20 protein-coding genes and 1 pseudogene are annotated in these 21,783 nt (G+C 58.2%); 13 read left to right on the top strand and 8 right to left on the bottom strand.

Annotation, left to right across the window (positions count from 1 at the left end; all coding sequences use genetic code 11):
- Positions 1–83: 83 nt before the first annotated feature.
- From parC to ABLU95_RS04055, 4 genes and pseudogenes are all read left to right on the top strand, one after another.
- On the top strand, positions 84–2,342 hold the full coding sequence (parC, locus tag ABLU95_RS04070) for a DNA topoisomerase IV subunit A (protein WP_004205224.1): 2,259 nt from the start codon (positions 84–86) through the stop codon (positions 2,340–2,342).
- A gap of 191 nt (positions 2,343–2,533) precedes the next feature.
- Positions 2,534–3,271 carry a 1-acylglycerol-3-phosphate O-acyltransferase gene (plsC, locus tag ABLU95_RS04065; RefSeq protein ID WP_348878853.1) on the top strand — a complete coding sequence of 246 codons (738 nt, stop codon included), beginning with the start codon at positions 2,534–2,536 and terminating at the stop codon, positions 3,269–3,271.
- An 83-nt stretch (positions 3,272–3,354) separates the two neighbouring features.
- A complete protein-coding gene (gene ftsP / locus ABLU95_RS04060; RefSeq protein ID WP_023291023.1) occupies positions 3,355–4,767 on the top strand; it encodes a cell division protein FtsP in 1,413 nt (470 codons plus the stop codon).
- Positions 4,768–4,800: 33 nt separating this feature from the next.
- Positions 4,801–7,013: pseudogene (locus ABLU95_RS04055) on the top strand (YgiQ family radical SAM protein); the annotation flags it as partial.
- A 146-nt stretch (positions 7,014–7,159) separates the two neighbouring features.
- Here ABLU95_RS04055 and dkgA read toward each other — a convergent pair.
- The gene (gene dkgA / locus ABLU95_RS04050; protein ID WP_032454068.1) at positions 7,160–7,987 is read right to left on the bottom strand and encodes a 2,5-didehydrogluconate reductase DkgA; all 828 of its coding nucleotides are present in this window, start codon (positions 7,985–7,987) and stop codon (positions 7,160–7,162) included.
- 144 nt (positions 7,988–8,131) lie between these two features.
- Entirely contained in the window at positions 8,132–9,295 is a 1,164-nt protein-coding gene (yqhD, locus tag ABLU95_RS04045) for an alcohol dehydrogenase (RefSeq protein WP_023291020.1), read from the bottom strand.
- 196 nt (positions 9,296–9,491) lie between these two features.
- Between yqhD and ABLU95_RS04040 the strand changes: the two genes are divergently transcribed.
- Entirely contained in the window at positions 9,492–10,391 is a 900-nt protein-coding gene (locus tag ABLU95_RS04040; protein WP_032454066.1) for an AraC family transcriptional regulator, read from the top strand.
- A 50-nt stretch (positions 10,392–10,441) separates the two neighbouring features.
- Here ABLU95_RS04040 and yghB read toward each other — a convergent pair whose 3' ends face one another.
- Entirely contained in the window at positions 10,442–11,101 is a 660-nt protein-coding gene (gene yghB, locus ABLU95_RS04035) for a DedA family general envelope maintenance protein YghB (protein WP_004205217.1), read from the bottom strand.
- Between the two features lie 131 nt (positions 11,102–11,232).
- Complete coding sequence (gene metC / locus ABLU95_RS04030; protein WP_065882659.1) at positions 11,233–12,420, bottom strand: cystathionine beta-lyase; 1,188 nt, start codon at positions 12,418–12,420, stop codon at positions 11,233–11,235.
- Between the two features lie 250 nt (positions 12,421–12,670).
- On the opposite strand from metC, the gene exbB reads away from it, so the two are divergent.
- The 5 genes from exbB to ABLU95_RS04005 all read left to right on the top strand — a co-directional run bounded on the left by exbB (position 12,671) and on the right by ABLU95_RS04005 (position 15,843).
- Positions 12,671–13,402 (top strand): tol-pal system-associated acyl-CoA thioesterase, encoded by a 732-nt coding sequence (gene exbB / locus ABLU95_RS04025; RefSeq protein WP_004174395.1) that lies wholly within the window; start codon positions 12,671–12,673, stop codon positions 13,400–13,402.
- 6 nt (positions 13,403–13,408) lie between these two features.
- Entirely contained in the window at positions 13,409–13,834 is a 426-nt protein-coding gene (gene exbD / locus ABLU95_RS04020) for a TonB system transport protein ExbD (protein WP_002916785.1), read from the top strand.
- Positions 13,835–13,974: 140 nt separating this feature from the next.
- On the top strand, positions 13,975–14,469 hold the full coding sequence (locus tag ABLU95_RS04015; RefSeq protein WP_004105804.1) for a TIGR00645 family protein: 495 nt from the start codon (positions 13,975–13,977) through the stop codon (positions 14,467–14,469).
- Between the two features lie 120 nt (positions 14,470–14,589).
- Entirely contained in the window at positions 14,590–15,477 is an 888-nt protein-coding gene (yghX, locus tag ABLU95_RS04010) for a YghX family hydrolase (RefSeq protein ID WP_348878851.1), read from the top strand.
- A 78-nt stretch (positions 15,478–15,555) separates the two neighbouring features.
- The gene (locus tag ABLU95_RS04005; protein WP_002916743.1) at positions 15,556–15,843 is read left to right on the top strand and encodes a DUF2623 domain-containing protein; all 288 of its coding nucleotides are present in this window, start codon (positions 15,556–15,558) and stop codon (positions 15,841–15,843) included.
- 72 nt (positions 15,844–15,915) lie between these two features.
- On the opposite strand, the gene yghU is transcribed toward ABLU95_RS04005, so the two are convergent.
- Positions 15,916–16,782 carry a glutathione-dependent disulfide-bond oxidoreductase gene (gene yghU / locus ABLU95_RS04000; RefSeq protein ID WP_008806496.1) on the bottom strand — a complete coding sequence of 289 codons (867 nt, stop codon included), beginning with the start codon at positions 16,780–16,782 and terminating at the stop codon, positions 15,916–15,918.
- Between the two features lie 47 nt (positions 16,783–16,829).
- Positions 16,830–17,390 (bottom strand): thioredoxin domain-containing protein, encoded by a 561-nt coding sequence (locus ABLU95_RS03995; RefSeq protein ID WP_004150918.1) that lies wholly within the window; start codon positions 17,388–17,390, stop codon positions 16,830–16,832.
- 20 nt (positions 17,391–17,410) lie between these two features.
- Between ABLU95_RS03995 and ABLU95_RS03990 the strand changes: the two genes are divergently transcribed.
- From ABLU95_RS03990 to ABLU95_RS03980, 3 genes are all read left to right on the top strand, one after another.
- Positions 17,411–17,533, top strand: coding sequence for a hypothetical protein (locus tag ABLU95_RS03990; RefSeq protein WP_032454061.1), 123 nt, complete (start codon positions 17,411–17,413; stop codon positions 17,531–17,533).
- Between the two features lie 76 nt (positions 17,534–17,609).
- Entirely contained in the window at positions 17,610–19,475 is a 1,866-nt protein-coding gene (gene gss / locus ABLU95_RS03985; protein ID WP_032454060.1) for a bifunctional glutathionylspermidine amidase/synthase, read from the top strand.
- Positions 19,476–19,625: 150 nt separating this feature from the next.
- Positions 19,626–20,807 (top strand): PLP-dependent aminotransferase family protein, encoded by a 1,182-nt coding sequence (locus tag ABLU95_RS03980; protein ID WP_023291014.1) that lies wholly within the window; start codon positions 19,626–19,628, stop codon positions 20,805–20,807.
- 195 nt (positions 20,808–21,002) lie between these two features.
- Here ABLU95_RS03980 and ABLU95_RS03975 read toward each other — a convergent pair whose 3' ends face one another.
- Both ABLU95_RS03975 and ABLU95_RS03970 read right to left on the bottom strand, forming a co-directional pair.
- Complete coding sequence (locus tag ABLU95_RS03975) at positions 21,003–21,191, bottom strand: hypothetical protein (protein ID WP_004205204.1); 189 nt, start codon at positions 21,189–21,191, stop codon at positions 21,003–21,005.
- Positions 21,192–21,396: 205 nt separating this feature from the next.
- Positions 21,397–21,735, bottom strand: coding sequence for a hypothetical protein (locus ABLU95_RS03970; protein ID WP_087848612.1), 339 nt, complete (start codon positions 21,733–21,735; stop codon positions 21,397–21,399).
- Between the last annotated feature and the right edge of the window lie 48 nt (positions 21,736–21,783).

The following is a 21,783-nucleotide window of genomic DNA, read 5'->3' as shown; positions in this document are numbered from 1 at the left end:
TGACTCAGGGCGTGAGATCGGGTATTATCGCGGGTAGTTTTGCCGTCCGAACGGTCGGTACCCAGATTGAGGATCCACGATTAATGAGCGATATGGCAGAGCGCCTTGCGCTGCATGAATTTACGGAAAATGCTTACCTGAACTACTCCATGTACGTGATCATGGACAGGGCATTGCCGTTTATTGGCGATGGCTTAAAACCGGTCCAGCGTCGCATCGTCTATGCGATGTCCGAACTGGGGCTGAACGCCAGCGCCAAATTCAAAAAGTCCGCCCGCACCGTCGGCGACGTGCTGGGTAAATATCACCCACACGGCGACAGCGCCTGCTATGAAGCGATGGTGCTGATGGCGCAACCCTTCTCCTATCGCTATCCGCTGGTGGATGGCCAGGGGAACTGGGGGGCGCCGGACGATCCGAAATCCTTCGCCGCCATGCGTTACACCGAATCCCGCCTGTCGAAGTATGCCGAGCTGCTGCTCAGCGAGCTGGGGCAGGGGACGGTCGACTGGGTGCCAAACTTTGACGGCACGCTGCAGGAGCCGAAAATGCTGCCGGCGCGCCTGCCAAACATCCTGCTCAACGGCACCACCGGCATCGCGGTGGGCATGGCGACCGATATTCCGCCTCACAACCTGCGTGAAGTGGCGAAAGCGGCGATTACGCTGATTGAGCAGCCGAAAACGACCCTCGACGAACTGCTGGATATCGTGCAGGGACCGGATTTCCCGACCGAGGCGGAGATCATCACTTCGCGGGCGGAAATTCGCAAAATCTACCAGAACGGACGCGGCTCAGTGCGCATGCGCGCGGTATGGAGCAAAGAGGACGGCGCGGTAGTGATCAGCGCGCTGCCGCACCAGGTCTCCGGCGCCAAAGTACTGGAGCAGATTGCCGCGCAGATGCGCAATAAAAAGCTGCCGATGGTGGACGACCTGCGCGACGAATCGGACCACGAAAATCCGACCCGCCTGGTGATCGTCCCGCGCTCCAACCGGGTGGATATGGAGCAGGTGATGAACCACCTGTTCGCCACCACCGATCTGGAGAAGAGCTACCGCATCAACCTCAATATGATCGGTCTCGACGGCCGCCCGGCGGTAAAAAACCTGTTGGAGATCCTCAGCGAATGGCTGGTGTTCCGTCGCGATACCGTACGTCGCCGTCTGAACCACCGGTTAGAGAAGGTCCTTAAGCGCCTGCATATCCTTGAAGGTTTGCTGGTGGCGTTCCTCAATATTGATGAAGTCATCGAGATCATCCGCACGGAAGATGAGCCGAAGCCAGCCCTGATGTCGCGCTTTGCCATCAGCGAAACCCAGGCGGAAGCGATTCTGGAACTGAAACTGCGCCATCTCGCCAAACTGGAAGAGATGAAGATCCGCGGCGAGCAGAACGAGCTGGAAAAAGAGCGCGATCAGCTGCAGGCGATTCTGGCCTCTGAACGTAAGATGAACAACCTGCTGAAGAAAGAGCTGCAGGCCGATGCCGATGCTTTCGGCGACGATCGCCGCTCGCCGCTTCACGAGCGTGAAGAAGCGAAAGCGATGAGCGAGCATGATATGCTGCCGTCGGAGCCGGTCACCATCGTTCTGTCGCAGATGGGCTGGGTGCGCAGCGCCAAAGGGCACGACATCGACGCCCAGGGGCTGAGCTATAAAGCGGGCGACAGCTGGAAAGCCTCGGCGAAGGGCAAGAGCAACCAGCCGGTAGTGTTTATCGATACCACCGGGCGCAGCTATGCCATCGATCCGATTACCCTGCCCTCGGCGCGTGGCCAGGGTGAGCCGCTGACTGGCAAGCTGACGCTGCCGCCGGGCGCGACCGTGGAACATATGCTGATGGAAGGCGACGATCAGAAACTGCTGATGGCCTCCGACGCCGGCTACGGTTTTGTCTGCACCTTCAACGATCTGGTGGCGCGCAACCGCGCCGGAAAAGCGTTGATCACCCTGCCTGACAACGCGCATGTGATGCCGCCGCTGGTCATTGAGGACGAGTCCGATATGCTGCTGGCCATCACCGCCGCCGGGCGGATGCTGATGTTCCCGGTCAGCGATCTGCCGCAGCTGTCGAAAGGCAAGGGCAACAAAATCATCAACATTCCTGCGGCGGAAGCCGCCGCTGGCCAGGACGGTCTCGCACATCTGTTTGTCCTGCCGCCGCAGAGTACGCTGACCATTCATGTCGGCAAACGGAAGATCAAACTGCGTCCGGAAGAGCTGCAAAAAGTCACCGGCGAGCGCGGCCGCCGCGGTTCGCTGATGCGCGGGCTGCAGAAGATTGACCGTGTTGAAATTGACTCGCCGCGCCGCGCCGCGGCAGGCGATAGCGAAGAGTAAGCGCTTCTCCTCCCGTCTTTGACGGGAGGAGGCGAAAAAAAGCCGCAAAATCGTTGTTTATTCAGGCGTTGCGATTAACAATGTCCATCATCAGGGGCCCAGGAAGAACGGTCCCGGCCTGCGCAGAACTTGTGAGCCTGCCTTCTGCCAGCAGCGAATAATTCTAAGCGGTTTGGGTTTTAGAGGTAGCTATGCTATTCATTTTTCGAGTAATTTTCGTGGTCATTTATTGCATCGTAGTGTGCATACTTGGCTGTCTGTACTGCTTGTTCAGCCCGCGTAATCCAAAACACGTTGCCACTTTCGGCCATCTGTTTGGCCGCTTATCCCCGGTGTTTGGTCTGAAGGTGGAGCTGCGCAAACCTGCCGATGCGGAAAGCTATGGCAACGCGATCTACATCGCTAACCACCAAAACAACTATGATATGGTGACGGCATCTAACATCGTGCAGGCCCCGACGGTCACCGTGGGGAAAAAGAGCCTGTTGTGGATCCCGTTCTTTGGCCAGCTGTACTGGCTGACCGGTAATCTGCTGATTGACCGCAATAACCGAACCAAAGCGCACGGCACCATTGCCGAGGTCGTCAACGCCTTTAAAAAGCGTAAAATTTCGTTCTGGATGTTCCCGGAAGGGACCCGCAGCCGTGGTCGCGGTCTGCTGCCGTTTAAAACCGGCGCCTTCCACGCGGCTATTGCCGCCGGCGTGCCGATTATTCCGGTGTGTGTCTCGAATACATCGAATAAAATAAAGCTCAATCGCTGGAACAACGGTCTGGTGATTGTGGAAATGCTGCCGCCGGTGGATACCAGCCAGTTCGGTAAAGACAACGTGCGCGCGCTGGCGACGCATTGCCGCGAGCTGATGGCCGCCAAAATCGCTGAGCTGGACAACGAAGTGACCGAGCGCGAAGCGGCCGGTAAGCAATAAGACAGGAAACGCCGCCAACGCGCGCGTATTGCTGGCGGGAAACGAATTCCCTTTTTCATTTGTCAGTATGTCATGGAGTTAATATGTCACTCAGTCGGCGTCAGTTTATTAAGGCTTCCGGCGTAGCGCTGTGCGCTGGCGCCGCGCCGCTGAAGGCCCATGCCGCCGGCCAGCAGCCTGCGCTGCCGGTTCCGCCGCTGCTGGAGTCCCGTCGCGGTCAGCCGCTGTTTCTGACGCTGCAGCGTTCACACTGGTCGTTTACGCCTGGCACCCGCGCCCCCGTCTGGGGGATCAATGGCCGCTATATGGGGCCGACGATCCGCGTCTGGAGCGGGGACGACGTCAAGCTTATCTACAGCAACCGTCTGACGGAGAACGTCGCGATGACCATCCGCGGCCTGCAGGTGCCTGGCCCGCTGATCGGCGGCGCGGCGCGCATGATGTCGCCGAACGCCGACTGGGCGCCGGTGCTGCCGATCCGTCAGAGTGCGGCGACGCTGTGGTACCAGGCCAATACGCCGAACCGGATGGCGAAGCAGGTCTATAACGGTCTGGCCGGCATGTGGCTGGTGGAGGATGAGGTGAGCAAGAACCTGCCGATCCCTAACCACTATGGCGTCGATGACTTCCCGGTGATAATTCAGGACAAACGGCTGGATAACTTCGGCACGCCGGAATATAGCGAACCGGGCAGCGGTGGCTTCGTCGGCGATACGCTGCTGGTCAATGGCGTGCAGAGCCCCTATGTCGAAGTGTCCCGCGGCTGGGTGCGTCTGCGCCTGCTGAACGCTTCCAACTCCCGGCGCTATCAGCTACAGATGAGCGATGGCCGACTGCTGCATGTCATTTCCGGCGACCAGGGGTTCCTGCCGGCGCCGGTTTCGCTCAAGCAGCTGTCGCTGGCGCCGGGGGAACGGCGTGAAATTCTGGTCGATATGACCAACGGCGATGAAGTGTCCATTACCTGCGGCGAAGCGGCGAGCATCGTCGACCGTATCCGCGGCTTTTTTGAACCGTCCAGCATTCTGGTCTCCACGCTGGTGCTGACCCTGCGCCCGACCGGGCTGCTGCCGCTGGTCACCGACAGCCTGCCGGCGCGTCTGCTGCCGACGGAGCTGCTCTCCGGCACGCCGATCCGCAGCCGGGATATCACGCTCGGCGACGATCCGGGGATTAATGGCCAGCTGTGGGATCCGCAGCGTATCGATATCACGGCGCAGCAGGGGACCTGGGAGCGCTGGACGGTGCGCGCCGACCGCCCGCAGTCGTTCCATATTGAAGGGGTAATGTTCCAGATCCGTAACGTCAACGGCTCGACCCCTTTTCCGGAAGACCGCGGCTGGAAGGACACCGTGTGGGTCGACGGGCAGGTCGAACTGCTGGTCTACTACGCCCAGCCGTCGTGGCCGCACTTCCCGTTCCAGTATCTGAGCCAGACGCTGGAGCTGGCCGACCGCGGTTCGATTGGCCAGATGCTGGTGAATCCCGCACCGTAAACTCTTCGACCCTGGCCGGCATACGGTCAGGGTTTGAGAAAATCCTCCTTCATTTCCACTATCATTCCGGCTTATAATCCACGCCCTTTTGGTTATTTTTTTATCATTTCCCCGGAAGCAATATGAGCGCAATATCCCTGATCCAACCGGATCGTGACCTTTTTTCCTGGCCGCAATACTGGGCTGCCTGTTTTGGCCCTGCGCCATTTTTACCGATGTCGCGTGAAGAGATGGATCAACTTGGCTGGGATAGCTGCGACATTATTCTGGTCACCGGCGACGCCTACGTCGACCACCCGAGCTTCGGGATGGCTATCTGCGGCCGCATGCTGGAAGCGCAGGGGTTCCGCGTGGGGATCATCTCCCAGCCGGACTGGAACACCAAAGACGACTTCATGCGTCTGGGCAAACCGAACCTGTTCTTCGGGGTGACCGCCGGCAACATGGACTCGATGATCAACCGCTACACCGCCGACCGTAAGCTGCGCCATGACGACGCTTACACCGCCGGCAACGTGGCGGGCAAGCGCCCGGACCGCGCCACCCTGGTGTATACCCAGCGCTGTAAAGAGGCGTGGAAAGATGTGCCCGTGATCCTCGGCGGCATCGAAGCCAGCCTGCGCCGTACCGCGCATTATGATTATTGGTCCGATACCGTGCGCCGCTCGGTGCTGGTGGACTCCAAGGCCGATATGCTGATGTTCGGCAACGGCGAGCGTCCGCTGGTGGAAGTGGCCCATCGCCTGGCGATGGGCGAAACCATCGACCAGATCCGCGATGTGCGCAATACCGCCATCATGGTGAAAGAGGCTCTCCCGGGCTGGAGCGGCGTAGACTCCACCCGTCTGGATACCCCGGGCAAAATCGACCCCATCCCGCATCCGTATGGTGAAGATCTGCCGTGCGCCGATAACAAACCGGTCGCGCCGAAGAAACAGGAAGCGAAAAGCATCACTGTGCAGCCGCCGCGGCCAAAACCGTGGGAAAAAACCTATGTGCTGCTGCCTTCTTTCGAGAAGGTGAAAGGCGATAAGGTCCTGTACGCTCACGCCTCGCGCATTCTGCACCATGAAACCAACCCCGGCTGCGCCCGGGCGCTGATGCAAAAGCACGGCGAGCGCTACATCTGGATCAACCCGCCGGCAATCCCGCTCTCCACCGAAGAGATGGACAGCGTCTTCGCCCTGCCTTACAAGCGCGTGCCGCATCCTTCCTATGGCGATGCGCGCATCCCGGCGTATGAGATGATCCGTTTCTCGATCAACATCATGCGCGGCTGCTTCGGCGGGTGTTCGTTCTGCTCGATCACCGAGCACGAAGGACGCATTATCCAGAGCCGTTCAGAGGATTCAATCATCAATGAGATCGAAGCCATTCGCGACACGGTGCCGGGCTTTACCGGCGTGATCTCCGATCTCGGCGGACCCACCGCCAACATGTATATGCTGCGCTGCAAATCGCCACGCGCCGAGCAGACCTGCCGCCGACTCTCCTGCGTCTACCCGGATATCTGCCCGCACATGGATACCAACCATGAGCCGACGATCAACCTTTACCGTCGCGCCCGCGAGCTGAAGGGCATCAAAAAGATCCTTATCGCCTCCGGGGTACGCTATGACATCGCGGTCGAAGATCCGCGCTATATCAAAGAGCTGGCGACCCACCACGTCGGCGGCTATCTGAAGATCGCGCCGGAGCATACCGAAGAGGGCCCGCTGTCGAAGATGATGAAGCCGGGAATGGGCAGCTACGACCGCTTTAAAGAGCTGTTCGACACCTATTCGAAGCAGGCGGGTAAAGAGCAGTATCTGATCCCGTACTTTATCTCCGCCCACCCGGGGACCCGTGATGAAGACATGGTGAACCTGGCGCTGTGGCTGAAGAAGCACCGCTTCCGTCTCGACCAGGTGCAGAACTTCTATCCGTCGCCGCTGGCGAACTCGACCACCATGTATTACACCGGCAAAAACCCGCTGGGCAAGATCGGCTATAAGAGTGAAGAGGTGGTGGTGCCGAAGGGCGATAAACAGCGCCGTCTGCACAAAGCGCTGCTGCGCTATCACGATCCGGCCAACTGGCCGCTGATCCGTCAGGCGCTGGAGGCGATGGGCAAGAAACACCTGATTGGCTCACGTCGCGACTGCCTGGTGCCGGCGCCGACTCTGGATGAGATGCGCGAAGCGCGTCGCCAGAACCGTCATACCCGCCCGGCGCTGACCAAGCACACGCCGATTGTGCATCAGCGTTCTAACGGTGGCGCAACGGCGAAAAAGCCCGTTAAACGGGGTAAAGTCGCCGGGCGTTAAGCCTGACTTTGCGCCCGGCAGCGTTTCGCTGACCGGGCGGTTTCTCAAGCCGGACACGCGTCAGCGCTGCCCGGCTTTTTTACCTGTTATCCGCCGAACTGATCCGGGTCGGGCCCCAGACGCTTGCCCTGATCCAGCCTGGCAATCTCCCCCAATTCTTCTTTATCCAGGCGGAAATCCCAGACGTTAAAGTTTTCGGCGATGCGCGACGGCGTGACGGATTTGGGGATCACCACCAGACCGCTGTCGAGATGCCAGCGGATGACAATCTGCGCCGGCGTTTTGCCATATTTATCAGCCAGCTGATGGATAACTTTCTGATCGAAGACGCCCTTACCGCCCTGGGCCAGCGGGCTCCAGGATTCGGTCTGGATCTTGTGGGTGGCGTTCCAGGCGTGCAGCTGCCGCTGCTGCAGCAGCGGATGCAGCTCTATCTGGTTGATCACCGGCGCGACGCCGGTTTCATCAATCAGCTTCTGCAGATGCGGCACCTGGAAATTACACACGCCGATGCTCTTCGCCAGCCCCTGCTGCTGCAGCTCAATCAGCGCCTGCCAGGCCTCGACGTAATGGCCGATAGCCGGCACCGGCCAGTGGATTAAATAGAGATCCACATAGTCCAGCTTCAGCTTGCTGAGGCTCTCTTTCAGCGCCTCGTGCGGCCGTTTTTGATCGTCGTTCCACAGCTTGGTGGTGATGAATAGCTCATCGCGATTGACGCCAGCGCTTTGCAGGGCGTTGCCGACGCCAGCCTCATTTTGGTACGCGGCGGCGGTGTCAAAAGAGCGATAACCGACTTCCAGCGCCTTATGAATGGCGGAGACGACTTCCTCGTTGCCAGCTTTCCACACGCCGAGACCCAGCTGCGGCATCAGGTTGCCGTCGTGTAGTTTTATAACGGTTGGATGTGTCATGCCTTCCTCCTGTTAATGAACTCGGCGAAGCAGGATCCGCCGAGGGGTAGCATTAAGTCTGGACGAAATAGCTAAAAACGGTAGTAAAAACACCTCTCCCCGACGTTTGTTTAACGTAAGGGGAGGTGAATCAGGCGGGGTAACTTAGCGGGCTGCCTCGTAGATACGACGGCTGACGTCCAGGGTGATATCCTGGCGCTCGCCCAGTTTGGTCATGCCGTGCTCTTCCAGTTTCGCCAGCAGCGCCGGGATGGAGCTACCGTCGAGACCGTAATCGGAGAGGCGGGTCGGCACGCCCATCTGCTCGAAGAACTGGCGCGTCGCGGCGATGGCGGCATCGATGCGCTGGTCGTCTGAGCCCTCGGTGATATGCCACACGCGCTCCGCATATTGCAGCAGCTTCTCGCGCTTGGTATCGCGCTTCTCATTCCACAGCGCCGGCAGAACGATAGCCAGCGTCTGGGCGTGATCGAGACCATGCATCGCCGTCAGTTCGTGACCAAGCATATGCGTTGCCCAGTCCTGTGGCACGCCAGCGCCGATCAGGCCGTTCAGCGCCTGGGTCGCGGCCCACATAATGTTAGCGCGCACGTTATAGTTTTCCGGCTCCTGCAGCGCTTTCGGGCCATCCTCGATCAGGGTCAGGAGAATGCCTTCGGCGAAGCGGTCCTGAATTTTGCCGTCAACCGGGTAGGTGACGTACTGTTCTACGGTATGGACGAAGGCGTCAACCACGCCGTTGGCGACCTGGCGCGGCGGCAGGGTATAGGTGTAGACCGGATCGAGGATCGCGAACTGCGGCTGAACGTGGGAAGACATAAACGCACGTTTGTCGCCGGTGGTTTTCCGCGAAATCACCGCCCCTTTGTTTGATTCAGAACCGGTCGCCGGCAGAGTGAGAACCGAGCCCATTGGAATGGCGCTGGCGATCTTACTGCCATAGGTTTCCAGAATTTCCCACGGATCGATGTTGGCGTCATAGTGGGCTGCTGCCGCGATAAATTTGGTGCCATCCAGCACCGAACCGCCGCCGACCGCCAGCAGGAAGGTGACCTTCTCTTCACGGGCGAGCTTCACCGCGTTCATCAGGGTTTCGTAAGACGGGTTCGGCTCGATGCCGCCAAATTCAAGGACGTCCAGGCCATTCAGGGCGGTCAGTACCTGATCCAGGACGCCCGTTTTTTTCACGCTGCCGCCGCCGTAGGTAATCAGTACGCGAGCTTCCGCCGGGATCTGTTCACGCAGTTTTTCAATCGCGCCTTTGCCAAACAGAATGCGGGTTGGGGTATGCAGGTCAAAATTATTCATTGCTTGAGTCCTCAAAAGAGTAAAACCGCCGACAGGGACGATACCGCTGCCCGATGACGGTTATTGTGGTCCTGGCGCCGTTGCCCCTCAATGCACATTTCTGCCTATGTCTTGCCTATTTCTCCATATGGCTGGAGAATTCGCGGCGGCCTGCGCACAATGTACGGGTGAAGAAACATCGGGAGAGACGGTGACAATGCAACACGCAGAGATATGTCAGACTCTGACAGAAAAGGTTAACCAGCTGAAAGATAAGCACGAAATGTTAAGTTCGCTGCTACCCGACGTCCGCCTGCTGTACGGGACGCAGCCGGGACCGCGGATGCCGGTGATGTACCAGCCGGGGATCGTTTTTCTCTTTTCTGGCCATAAAATTGGTTATATCAATGAGCGGACGTTTCGCTACGATACAAACGAATATCTGCTGCTGACCGTACCGCTGCCTTTCGAATGCGAAACCTTTGCCACCCCGGAGGTGCCCCTGGCCGGCATGCGCCTGAACGTCGATATCCTGCAGCTGCAGGAGCTGCTGATGGATATTGGCGAGGATCCGCTGTTTCAGCCGGCCGTCGCCTCCAGCGGGATAAACTCCGCAGTGCTCTCGGAGGATATCTTGTGCGCTGCTGAACGGCTGCTCGACGTGATGGAGCGGCCGCTGGACGCGCGGATCCTTGGCAAGCAGATCGTCCGCGAAATCCTCTACTATGTGCTGACGGGACCCTGCGGCGGCGCGCTGCTGGCGCTGGTCAGCCGGCAGACCCACTTCAGCCTGATTAGCCGCGTACTCAAGCATATCGAGAGTCAATACACCGAAAACCTCAGCGTCGATCGGCTGGCGGCGGAAGCGAATATGAGCGTGTCGGCGTTTCACCATAATTTTAAATCGGTGACCAGCACTTCGCCGCTGCAGTATCTGAAAACCTACCGTCTGCACAAGGCGCGCATGCTGATGATCCATGACGGGATGAAGGCCAGCGCGGCGGCGATACAGGTGGGATATGAAAGCCCTTCCCAGTTCAGTCGCGAGTTTAAGCGCTACTTCGGGATGACGCCCGGGGAAGACGCCGCGCGTATTCGTACGATGCAGGGAATGTAATACCGGGGAGGGAGCAGGCCGGGCGGGCGCAGCCCCCCCGGCAGTCGACATCAGGCGCTGCAGTATTTCTTTTTGATCACCACGAACAGCGTGCCGAGCAGGCCAGCCAGCAGCAGGGCAATCGGCAGGATCATCAGGCAGGTCATCACCTGATCTTCATGACGCTTCACGAATGGGATCATGCTCAGCGCATAGCCGAGGCCCGTGACCACGCCGACCCACAGCAGGGCGCTCAGCCAGTTGAAGAACTGGAAGCGGCGGTTCGGCAGACCGGAAATCCCCGCCATGGTTGGCAACAGGGTACGGACAAATGCCAGAAAGCGGCCCGCGAGCAGCGCCAGCAGACCGTGGCGGTCAAACATGCAGGTGGCGCGCTGATGGTACTTATGCGGCAGGTGCGCCAGCCAGCCTTTCACCGTTTGCGTATTGCCCAGCCAGCGCCCCTGTACATAGCTCAACCAGCAGCCGAGGCTGGCGGCGGCGGTCAGAATGGCGATAGTGGGCACAAAGTCCATGACGCCTTTAGCAATCAGCGCGCCGGCGAGCAGCAGCAGGCTGTCTCCAGGTAAAAAGGAGGCAGGCAGCAGCCCGTTTTCCAGAAACAGGGTCGCGAACATAACCAGATATACAACGCCCACAACATGAGGGTTCGCCAGTGCGGCAAAATCATGTTGCCACAGCGCGGCGACAATCTCTTGAATGACAACCATGGACTTTCCTAAGTGGTACCGTATTGTTGACTAGTGTACTCCTGAAGAGACCCGAGCACCTTGATCCCGGGCGCAACAAAAGCGGCCGCTCTGATAAAAAGCGTCCGCTATTGTTGCCACTGACTGTCACTTTACACGATACGCGCGAAGCCCGCTGCTAAATCCGCCTGCAGATCGTCAACATTTTCGAGACCAATGTGCAAACGGATCAACGTGCCGCTGAAGTCGACTTCCGCATCCGGTCGGATGTGAGCGATTTGCTCGGGCTGATTGGCCAGAATCAGCGATTCAAAGCCGCCCCACGAGTAGGCCATGCTGAAGAGGCTGAAGTTGTCGAGATACGCTGCCAGCTCAGCGTCGTTGAGACGCTTGTTGAGCACAAACGAGAACAGCCCGCTGCTGCCGGTAAAATCGCGCTTCCAGAACTCATGGCCTTTACTGCCGGGCAGAGCGGGGTGGTTGACCCGCGCCACCTGCGGATGCTGCGCCAGCCACTCGGCGATGCGCAGGCTGCTTTCATGATGCTGACGCAGGCGGACGCCCAGCGTGCGCAGGCCGCGGCTGGTCATATAGGCGGTATCGGCGTCCAGCATTTGCCCCATCAGATAGGCATTCTCACGCAGCTGCGGCCAGCAGCGCGCGTTCGCCACCGCGGTGCCGACCATGGCGTCGGAGTGGCCGATCAGGTATTTGGTGCCTGCCTGAACAGAAATATCAATGCCAAAATCCAGCGCTTTGAACAGGATCCCCGCCGCCCAGGTGTTATCGATCATGATAATCGCTTCCGGGGCGACCTGACGCACGGCGGCGACGATCGCCGGCACATCGTGCACTTCCATGGTGATGGAGCCGGGCGATTCCAGGAACACCACGCGGGTCTCAGGGCGAACCAGACGGGCAATATCGGCGCCGATTAAGGGATCGAACCAGCTGGTGGTCACGCCGAGTTTGGCGAGAATTTTGGTACAAAAATCCTGGCTTGGCTCATAGGCGGTATTGGTCATCAGCACATGGTCGCCCTGCTCGACAAACGCCAGGATAGTGTTGGCCACCGCGGCGGCGCCGCAGGGGAAGAGGGCGCAGCCGGCGCCGCCCTCCAGCTCGCACATCGCTTCCTGCAGCGAGAAGTGGGTCAGGGTGCCGCGCCGCCCGTAGAACAGCTCGCCGTTGGCCCGATTGCGGGTGGCGTGCTTTTTGGCCTCTACGGTGTCGAAAACCAGCGATGACGCGCGCTGGATCACGCTGTTCACTGAGCCCTGAGTATATTTTTTGCTCCGCCCGGCGTTGACCAGCGCGGTATCAAGATGTTTGTCAGCCATGTTGATGAACCTGTTTTTATACGTCTGGACGTCTAAACTAGCATGAATCTTCTTTTCTGTACCAGCGCGCTGCCGATACAGGTGAAAATTTTACCAGGCTCGCGGTTAGCCACTTTTTTACTGCGTAAGCGCAAGGAAAATAAACGTGATTTGCTGCACAGTGTAAATACTAATGAGAACCACTATCAATTCGATGTCGTTTTGATATTATTGTGGGCAGATTTTGTGATTATCGTCGTGGAGATAGAGCGTGGGTAATAATTTGATGCAGGCGGATCTCTCCGTTTGGGGTATGTATCATCATGCCGATATTGTCGTTAAGGTGGTGATGATTGGCCTGATTCTGGCGTCGGTCGTCACCTGGGCCATCTTCTTCGGTAAAGGGGCGGAAATCCTCGCCAGCAAGCGTCGCCTCAAACGTGAACAGCAGCAGCTGGCAGAAGCCCGCTCTCTCGATCAGGCCAGCGATATCGCCAGCGCCTTTGAGGCGAAAAGCCTCACCACCCAGCTTATCAATGAAGCGCAGAACGAACTCGAACTCTCCGCCGGTGCCGAAGACAATGAAGGCATCAAGGAACGAACCGGTTTCCGCCTTGAGCGCCGCGTCGCGGCCGTCGGTCGCCATATGGGGCGTGGCAACGGCTACTTGGCCACCATCGGCGCCATTTCGCCGTTCGTGGGCCTGTTCGGCACCGTCTGGGGCATCATGAACAGCTTTATCGGCATCGCCCAGACCCAGACCACCAACCTTGCGGTGGTGGCGCCGGGCATCGCAGAAGCGCTGCTGGCGACAGCTATCGGTCTGTTCGCCGCCATCCCGGCGGTGGTCATCTATAACATCTTCGCCCGCATGATCGGCAGCTATAAGGCCTCGCTCGGCGACGTCGCCGCTCAGGTACTCCTGCTGCAAAGCCGCGACCTGGACCTCAGCGCCAGCGGCGTGAAGCCGGTGCGCAGCGCGCAGAAATTACGGGTAGGTTGATCGGCTATGGCGATGCGTCTTAATGAAAATCTGGACGATAACGGCGAAATGCATGAGATCAACGTGACGCCGTTTATCGACGTCATGCTGGTTCTGCTGATTATCTTCATGGTAGCCGCGCCGCTGGCGACGGTCGACGTGAAGGTCAATCTGCCGGCCTCCTCCAGCCAGCCGCAACCGCGACCGGAAAAACCTATCTACCTGTCGGTGAAGGCGGATAAGAGCATGTTCCTCGGCAACGACCCGGTGACCGAAGCGAATATGATTAACGCCCTGGATAGCCTGACCGCCGGTAAAAAAGATACCACCGTCTTCTTCCGCGCGGATAAAACCGTCGATTACGAGACGATGATGAAAGTGATGGATACCCTGCATCAGGCGGGCTATCTCAAGATCGGGCTGGTGGGCGAAGAGACCGTCAAAGCCAAATAACCCGATGCTTTTCCTGAAAAGGCTGGCCGCGCGCCGGCCTTTTTTATTGTCCTCTGCCAGCGAAGTGTTGGCCTGGCGTTGCCATCACGTTATTTGTCTGAGATATAATGTCGCTTCTTTTTGTTAACTGACAGGATCTTATGGAACGCTTTCTGGAAAATGCTATGTACGCCTCGCGCTGGCTGCTGGCGCCGGTTTATTTTGGCCTCTCGCTCGGTCTGATTGCGCTGACCATCAAATTTTTTCAGGAGATCTTCCACATACTGCCGCATATTTTTAGCGTCAGTGAGTCGGATATGATTCTGACCCTGCTGTCGCTGGTGGATATGACCCTGGTGGGCGGTTTGCTGGTGATGGTGATGTTCTCCGGGTATGAAAATTTTGTCTCGCAGCTGGATATTAACGAGGGTAAAGAAAAACTCAGCTGGTTGGGCAAAATGGACGCGACGTCGCTGAAAAATAAGGTTGCCGCCTCCATCGTGGCGATCTCCTCTATTCACCTGCTGCGGGTGTTTATGGATGCGAAAAACGTCCCGGACAATAAGCTGATGTGGTACGTGATTATCCACCTGACCTTCGTGCTTTCGGCCTTTGTGATGGGCTACCTCGATCGTCTGACCAAAGTGAAACACTGATCCCTTCTCTCCCGGCGGTGTTAGCCGCTGGGCTGTTCCTCCCCGTTTCTGCTGTTCTGCGCTGGCGTATGTCCGGGCTTCTGCTTTGCTTAAAGAGCGCTTAACAACGGAGGCAGGGTGATGACGCGATTAACGGCCAAAGATTTCCCGCAGCAGCTGCTCGAGTATTATGACTACTATGCCCACGGCAAAATCAGCAAACGCGAGTTTCTCCAGCTGGCGGGGAAATATGCCGTCGGCGGGATGACCGCGCTGGCGCTGTTTAATCTGCTGAAGCCCGACTATGCCCTGGCAGAGCAGGTACCGTTCACCGACCCGGATATCCGCCCGGAGTATATTCATTATCCCTCTCCTGACGGCCACGGCGAAGTGTGGGCTTACCTGGTGACGCCGACGAAAATAGCCGACAAAGCACCCGCCGTGGTGGTGGTGCATGAGAACCGCGGCCTGAATCCCTATATTGAAGACGTCGCCCGGCGGGTGGCGAAAGCGGGGTATATCGCGCTGGCGCCGGATGGCCTGAGCTCCGTCGGCGGCTATCCGGGAAATGATGATGAAGGCCGCGCGCTGCAGCAGAAAGTCGATCCCGTGAAGCTGATGAATGACTTTTTTGCCGCGGTCGCGTTTATGGCGAAGCATCCGCAGGCGACGGGGAAGGTCGGTATCACCGGTTTTTGCTACGGCGGCGGCGTCAGCAACGCGGCGGCGGTCGCCATTCCGGAGCTGGCCTGCGCGGTGCCGTTTTACGGCCGCCAGCCGCCGCTGAAGGAGGTCGATAAAATTAAAGCGCCGCTGCTGCTGCACTATGCCGGTCTCGATAGCGGCATTAATGAAGGCTGGCCCGCTTATGAACAGGCGTTGAAGGAACACCATAAAGTCTATGAGGCCTATCTCTATCAGGGCGTGAATCACGGCTTTCATAATGATTCCACGCCGCGCTACGATCGGGCTGCGGCGGACCTGGCCTGGCAACGCACGCTGGCATGGTTTGAGAAGTATTTACGCTAGCGCAACCGTCATAAATAGCGCTACCGCTCGCTCAAAAAAACGCTATATAATTTATTATATAACGATTGGGAGGGCGCGATGGAAAATCATTTTGGCAAAGGCTTAATGGCGGGGCTACAGGCATCCTATGCTGACACCGCCGCGCATGCGGCGAATTTTTGCGCCGACTATAAACGCGGGTTTGTGCTCGGCTACTCGCACCGCATGTTTGAAAAAACCGGCGACCGCCAGCTCAGCGCCTGGGAAGCGGGGATCCTCACTCGTCGCTATGGCCTGGACAGGGATATGGTGATGGATTTCTTCAAAGAAGGTGGGTCGGGTATGGCGATGCGCTATTTTCTGGCGGGCTATCGGCTGGAAAGCTAAACAGGACGGCTTCGCAGGCGGAACCGTCCTGTGGTGGGAACCCTTTCCCGTCAACGGGAAAGGGTGAAGACCTTACGCCTGGCGCTTATCTTCCGTTTGGGTGTCAAAGTCGCGGGCGTCGTGGCGCTCATGCAGCTGCTCATTGAGCGGGCCGTTGGTGCGGTTAACGATGCGTCCGCGCTTGACGGCGGGGCGGTTGCCGACATCCTGCGCCCAGCGCAGCACGTTTTTATAGCTCCCGGCGTCGAGGAACTCCGCCGCGTTATAGACATTGCCCAGCACCACGTTGCCATACCATGGCCAGACCGCCATATCGGCGATGGTATACTCCTCGCCGGCCACATAGCGACCGCGGGCGAGCTGTTTGTCCAGCACGTCGAGCTGGCGTTTGGCTTCCATGGTAAAGCGATCGATCGCGTACTCGATCTTCACCGGCGCATAGTTATAGAAGTGGCCGAAGCCGCCGCCGAGGAAGGGCGCGGCGCCCTGCAGCCAGAACAGCCAGTTAAGGGTTTCAGTGCGGCCGGCGGGATCCTTCGGCAGGAAGAAGCCAAATTTTTCCGCCAGATAGAGAAGAATGTTGCCGGATTCGAATACTCGGGTGGGCGGCGTGGTGGAGTGATCGCTCAGCGCCGGGATCTTCGAGTTCGGGTTGATGTCGACAAAGCCGCTGGAAAACTGATCGCCTTCGCCAATGCGTATCAGCCAGGCGTCGTACTCCGCGCCGCTGACGCCCAGCGCCAGCAGCTCCTCCAGCATGATCGTCACCTTCTGGCCGTTGGGCGTGCCAAGTGAGTATAGCTGGAGCGGATGGGTTCCCACCGGCAGGACGCGTTCATGAGTCGCGCCGGAAACGGGACGGTTGATGTTGGCGAACGCGCCGCCGCTGTTTTGCTTCCATTCCCACACTTTTGGTGGCTGGTAGTTTTGCTCTGACATGCTGGTTTGCCTTTTTCGTGGATGTACAAAAAGTGTAGCAGGTGACCTCAGGCCATAATCCGCGCGGCCCACACGCTGACATCATCGCCGCTGCCCAGATCCGGCTGCACCAGACCATTGACCATAAAGGTCGGCGAGACATGGATGCCGTTCTGGCGGGCATATTTGCTGTGCCACTTGATCACGTCCTGCAGCTCCGGGCGGGCAAAGGCGGCCCCCAGCAGGACATGACTGTAGCGCTCAATGCGTTCAATGATTTGCTGCGGCGTGGCGTTCATGTTCGGCCCGCTGCAGTGATCGGTAAATTCAAACTCTTCCCGATGGTCTGCCACGGCCTGCATCACCTTATGCGCCTGCTCTCTGCCATGCGGCAGGGTGGACGCGGCGAGGATGCAGCGGACAATCACCCCGGAGAACAGATGCCACGGCTGCGACTGCAGCCGTATCTTGATGGTTACGTTATCGGCGCCGACCTCATCGAGCAGATCGTCGAGTTTATTAAACGCGCGGACAGAGTAGGGGCAGGTGGGCTCAAGGAACACCTCAAACGTCCGCGGGCCGTGTCCCCAGACCAGCGGTTGGGCATTCAGATGCGAGGGTGTGCTCATTGTCGACTCCTGATGTTGCGTTGTTTTTTTGTTATATCACCGATAACGATATCACTTCTGCTTTCGGCTGCAGGGTTATTTTCCTTAACGGCACGATTAGCGAAACGAATGAGTGGTATCATCGTTACACCTCTGTCTGGTAAGTGCCTGCGGCAGGATAAGAAGAGGGAGTTTTGTTTCGCCAACTGCCCGGGCTGCATTTATTTGAGGTCAGGCTAAATGAGCAAAGGATCGACAAGCAGTGACGCCCCGTTTGGGACATTGTTAGGCTACGCGCCCGGCGGCGTGGCAATTTATTCATCGAATTACAGTAGCTTAAATCCGCAGGACTATCCGGATGACGCGACGTTTCGCAGCTACATCGGCAATGAGTATATGGGGCATAAATGGCAGTGCGTTGAATTTGCGCGCCGCTTTCTGTTCCTGACCTACGGGTTTGTCTTTACCGATGTGGGGATGGCCTATGAAATCTTCTCCCTGCGCTTTCTGCGCGAAGTGGTCAATGACAATATTCTCCCGCTGCAGGCCTTCGCCAACGGCGCCCGTCGTCCGCCGATCGCCGGTTCGCTGCTGATCTGGCAGAAGGGCGGCGAGTTTAAGCACACCGGCCACGTCGCGGTGATCACCCAGCTTGTCGGCAATAAGGTGCGTATCGCCGAGCAGAACGTCATTCACTCGCCGCTGCCGCAGGGCCAGCAGTGGACCCGCGAGCTGACCCTCGAGGTCAACGCCGGCCGGTACACCATCAAAGATACCTTTGCCGATACCGAAATTTTAGGCTGGATGATCCAGACCGCCGATACCGAACACAGCCTGCCGCAGCCGGTGCTGCCGGGCGAGGCGATGGCGATCAAGGGCGCGCGGCTACCGAACAACGGCCAGTTCCGCGGCAAATGGCTGAACGAGAAAGATCCGCTGCAGAAAGCCTACGTGGCGGCCAACGGCCATTTTATCAATCAGGACCCCTATCAGTATTTCACCATCAGCGAAAGCGCCGAACAGGAGCTGATTAAAGCCACCAACGAGCTGCACCTGATGTATCTGCACGCCACCGATAAGGTAATGAAGGATGATAACCTGCTGGCGCTGTTTGATATCCCGAAAATCCTCTGGCCGCGTCTGCGTCTCTCGTGGCAGCGCCGGCGTCATCATATGATCACCGGGCGCATGGATTTTTGCATGGACGAGCGCGGGCTGAAGGTGTACGAGTACAATGCCGACTCCGCCTCCTGCCATACCGAAGGCGGGCTGATCCTCGAGCAGTGGCTGAAGCAGGGCTACTACGGCACGGGTCACAATCCGGCCGAAGGTCTGCTCGATGAGCTGGCGGGGGCGTGGAAACACAGCCGGGCGCGGCCTTTCGTGCACATCATGCAGGACAAGGATCTGGAAGAGAATTACCACGCGAAGTTTATCCAGCGTTCGCTGACCCAGGCCGGTTTCGAGAGCAAAATTCTCTTTGGTCTCGATGAACTGCGCTGGGATGCCGCCGGCCAGCTGATCGACGCCGACGGGCGGCTGGTCAACTGCGTCTGGAAAACCTGGGCATGGGAAACCGCCATTGAGCAGGTGCGCGAAGTCAGCGCCGATGAGTACGCGGCGGTGCCGATTCGTACCGGACATCCGCAGAATGAGGTGCGACTGATTGACGTCCTGCTGCGTCCTGAAGTATTGGTATTCGAACCCCTGTGGACGGTGATCCCGGGCAACAAAGCGATCCTGCCGGTGCTATGGTCGCTGTTCCCGCATCATCGCTATCTGCTGGATACCGATTTTGTGGTTAACGACGAGCTGGCGAAAACCGGTTATGCCGTGAAGCCCATTTCCGGACGCTGCGGAAACAATATCGACCTGATCGGGCCTCAGGATGAGGTTCTGGATCAGACCAGCGGTCAGTTTGTCGATCGTAAGAATATCTACCAGCAGCTGTGGTGCCTGCCGAAAGTGGATGGCAAGTATATCCAGGTGTGCACCTTTACCGTCGGCGGTAACTACGGCGGTACCTGCCTGCGCGGCGATTCGTCGCTGGTGGTGAAAAAAGAGAGCGACATAGAGCCGCTGATCGTATTGAAAGATAAAGCGTGATGTGCTGACCCCGGATAGCGGCTCGCGCCCTGTCCGGGGAGAGCGCAGAGACACGAAACAGGATAGCCCGGTCTGGTAAGCGCCGCCGGGGACCACCTGCAACAAAGCCAAGATAATTAACACAACAACAAGACAGAAAAGGAAAATAGTATGCACGATCGGCGTCTCGCCGCCCGCGCGGGTGAACTCAAGCCCTCCGCCGTCCGCGAACTTCTCAAGCACAGTAAACTGCCGGGCGTGATCTCGCTTGGCGGCGGCATTCCGGCCCCGGAACTGTTTGATACCGAAGGCCTGGAGCTGGCGGTGCAGAAGGTGATGAGCGAGCGTTTTCATGACGCATTTCAGTACGGTCTGACCGAAGGCTACCCGCCGCTGCGTCAGGCGGTGAGTGAAATCTGCCACGCCCGTGGCGTGACCTGTTCAGCCGCTCAGGTCTATATCACCTCCGGCTCCCAGCAATCGCTGGATATCGTTGCCCGCACGCTGCTCGATCCAGGCGATACTATCGTCGTTGAGCGACCCACCTATCTGGCGGCGCTGCAGGTGTTTCAGCTGGCGCAGGCCAATATCCTCAGCGTCGATACCGATGATGACGGGATGCTGGTGGAGCAACTGGCCGACCTGCTGGAGACCACCCGCGTCAAAGCCGTCTACCTGGTGCCGACGTTCGGCAACCCCGGCGGTAAAACGCTGAGCGAGGCGCGTCGTCGCCGGCTGGTCGAGCTGGCGAAAAAATATGACTTCGTCATTCTGGAAGACGATCCCTACGGTGAAATTAGCTTTACTGACGCCGTGCGACGTCCGCTCTATCAGCACGCCGTTGAGCTGGGCTGTGAAGATCAGGTGGTTTACACCTCGACGTTTTCAAAGATCCTCGCGCCGGGGATGCGTATTGGCTGGATCGTCATGCCGGACTGGCTGGCGCAGCAGACGGTGATCGTTAAGCAGGCGGCGGATCTGCATACCAATATGCTGTCGCAGGTGATCACCGCGGAATACCTCAGCCTGAACCGGCTGCAAAATCAGATTGCGTTGATTCGCGAAGACTATCGCAAGAAGTGCGTGGCGCTGGCCGACGCGCTGGAGAGTCGCCTTGGCGAGCATCTGGAATTCAGCCGCCCACAGGGTGGGATGTTCCTGTGGGCGCGTTTCCGTTATCCGTTCGATACCATGGCATGGATGAAGAAAACGCTGGAAAACGGCGTTGTTTACGTCCCGGGGGAAGCGTTCTATCACGATAATCCGGATACCCGTACTCTGCGCCTTTCCTACTCCACGGTGTCGGAAGCGGGGCTGCTGACCGCCGTTGAGCGGCTGGCGGCCTCCCTGTAACGACCCTGCTGTGCGCCGCTTAGCGGCGGCGCATCCTCTTCGCCTCAGTAGCGAGAGGGGGTGACGCTAGCGTTCAGCGCTGGGGTCACTCCGTATCGGCGATGCGATCATCCAGCCAGACCAACATCAGCGCTGCGAGAAAAGCCACCGCAAAGGTACCAATAAACAACCACATAGATGTCCCTCACGGGTTAATTATTTTGCTGATTTTACCGGAGAGCGATCGTTTCGGTCGGAGATGGAGATTTTTGTCCCAGCCGAATGGCTGGCGAGAGAGAAAAAGTCATCGGCATCAATATCGAAGTTAAGAATAATTTCCCTGTATTCCCCACCGTTAATTAACGCTTTGGCTTCTTTAACACTACTGGCAATAATGACAGGCATCAGTTTTATCTCATTTTGAAAACTGAGAAGCAAAATAAGAGTTAGTTCGTACCAGATCAACTACTTTTTATCGTATGCGACCGCAGAAAAAAACGTCATCCCGTGGCTCGGCGATAGGGGAGGATTTTGTGACAGCGATCGGCTCATCAACAGCGGGATCTTATCGGACGCTGGGACGGGCTGCTGTTTCGCCAGCCCGCCGGGATTATTCACCCTGCTGTTTTGCCCGTAATATCTCGCCGCAGCGCTGCCGGTCCTGACGCAGCGTCTGCTGTTCCTGCGGGCTGAGCTGATGCCAGGTGTCCAGCATCCGCTGCCCCAGCGCCGGCAGGTAATGCGCTTTATGCAGCGCGTAGTCAGAATTCCCCCCCTCGACGATGTTTTGCATATCGTCGAGGAACTGGCGGCTGTCGTCATGATCGATCACGCAAAATACCGCCCGGTAGTAAGCTTCGTCTTCCTTGGTGTAATGCGGGGTGAACCACCAGACCAGCAGCGCGATAAGCGCCAGCAGCGGGATAATAAAAGGTAATTTTTTCAACATCAGTTTTTCGGCCGGAGACAATCAGCCGTCAGTGTACCTGCAACGACG

It is taken from the genome of Klebsiella sp. GG_Kp146 (genome assembly GCF_040061975.1).
In the GTDB taxonomy this organism is placed as follows: Bacteria; Pseudomonadota; Gammaproteobacteria; order Enterobacterales; family Enterobacteriaceae; genus Klebsiella; species Klebsiella quasipneumoniae.
Note: the sequence above shows the minus strand (reverse complement) of the source record. Positions and strands in the feature narration are given on the sequence as shown.

Excerpts from the sequence above, each read along its gene's own strand:
- parC (WP_004205224.1), top strand. The coding sequence starts at position 84 with ATGAGCGATATGGCAGAGCGCCTTGCGCTGCATGAATTTACGGAAAAT.
- metC (WP_065882659.1), bottom strand. The coding sequence starts at position 12,420 with ATGGCTGACAAACATCTTGATACCGCGCTGGTCAACGCCGGGCGGAGC.
- yghX (WP_348878851.1), top strand. The coding sequence starts at position 14,590 with ATGACGCGATTAACGGCCAAAGATTTCCCGCAGCAGCTGCTCGAGTAT.
- ABLU95_RS03970 (WP_087848612.1), bottom strand. The coding sequence starts at position 21,735 with ATGTTGAAAAAATTACCTTTTATTATCCCGCTGCTGGCGCTTATCGCG.
- dkgA (WP_032454068.1), bottom strand. The coding sequence starts at position 7,987 with ATGACACATCCAACCGTTATAAAACTACACGACGGCAACCTGATGCCG.
- yqhD (WP_023291020.1), bottom strand. The coding sequence starts at position 9,295 with ATGAATAATTTTGACCTGCATACCCCAACCCGCATTCTGTTTGGCAAA.
- yghU (WP_008806496.1), bottom strand. The coding sequence starts at position 16,782 with ATGTCAGAGCAAAACTACCAGCCACCAAAAGTGTGGGAATGGAAGCAA.
- ftsP (WP_023291023.1), top strand. The coding sequence starts at position 3,355 with ATGTCACTCAGTCGGCGTCAGTTTATTAAGGCTTCCGGCGTAGCGCTG.
- ABLU95_RS04040 (WP_032454066.1), top strand. The coding sequence starts at position 9,492 with ATGCAACACGCAGAGATATGTCAGACTCTGACAGAAAAGGTTAACCAG.
- exbD (WP_002916785.1), top strand. The coding sequence starts at position 13,409 with ATGGCGATGCGTCTTAATGAAAATCTGGACGATAACGGCGAAATGCAT.
- plsC (WP_348878853.1), top strand. The coding sequence starts at position 2,534 with ATGCTATTCATTTTTCGAGTAATTTTCGTGGTCATTTATTGCATCGTA.
- ABLU95_RS03980 (WP_023291014.1), top strand. The coding sequence starts at position 19,626 with ATGCACGATCGGCGTCTCGCCGCCCGCGCGGGTGAACTCAAGCCCTCC.
- ABLU95_RS03995 (WP_004150918.1), bottom strand. The coding sequence starts at position 17,390 with ATGAGCACACCCTCGCATCTGAATGCCCAACCGCTGGTCTGGGGACAC.
- ABLU95_RS03975 (WP_004205204.1), bottom strand. The coding sequence starts at position 21,191 with ATGCCTGTCATTATTGCCAGTAGTGTTAAAGAAGCCAAAGCGTTAATT.
- ABLU95_RS04015 (WP_004105804.1), top strand. The coding sequence starts at position 13,975 with ATGGAACGCTTTCTGGAAAATGCTATGTACGCCTCGCGCTGGCTGCTG.
- gss (WP_032454060.1), top strand. The coding sequence starts at position 17,610 with ATGAGCAAAGGATCGACAAGCAGTGACGCCCCGTTTGGGACATTGTTA.
- yghB (WP_004205217.1), bottom strand. The coding sequence starts at position 11,101 with ATGGTTGTCATTCAAGAGATTGTCGCCGCGCTGTGGCAACATGATTTT.
- ABLU95_RS04005 (WP_002916743.1), top strand. The coding sequence starts at position 15,556 with ATGGAAAATCATTTTGGCAAAGGCTTAATGGCGGGGCTACAGGCATCC.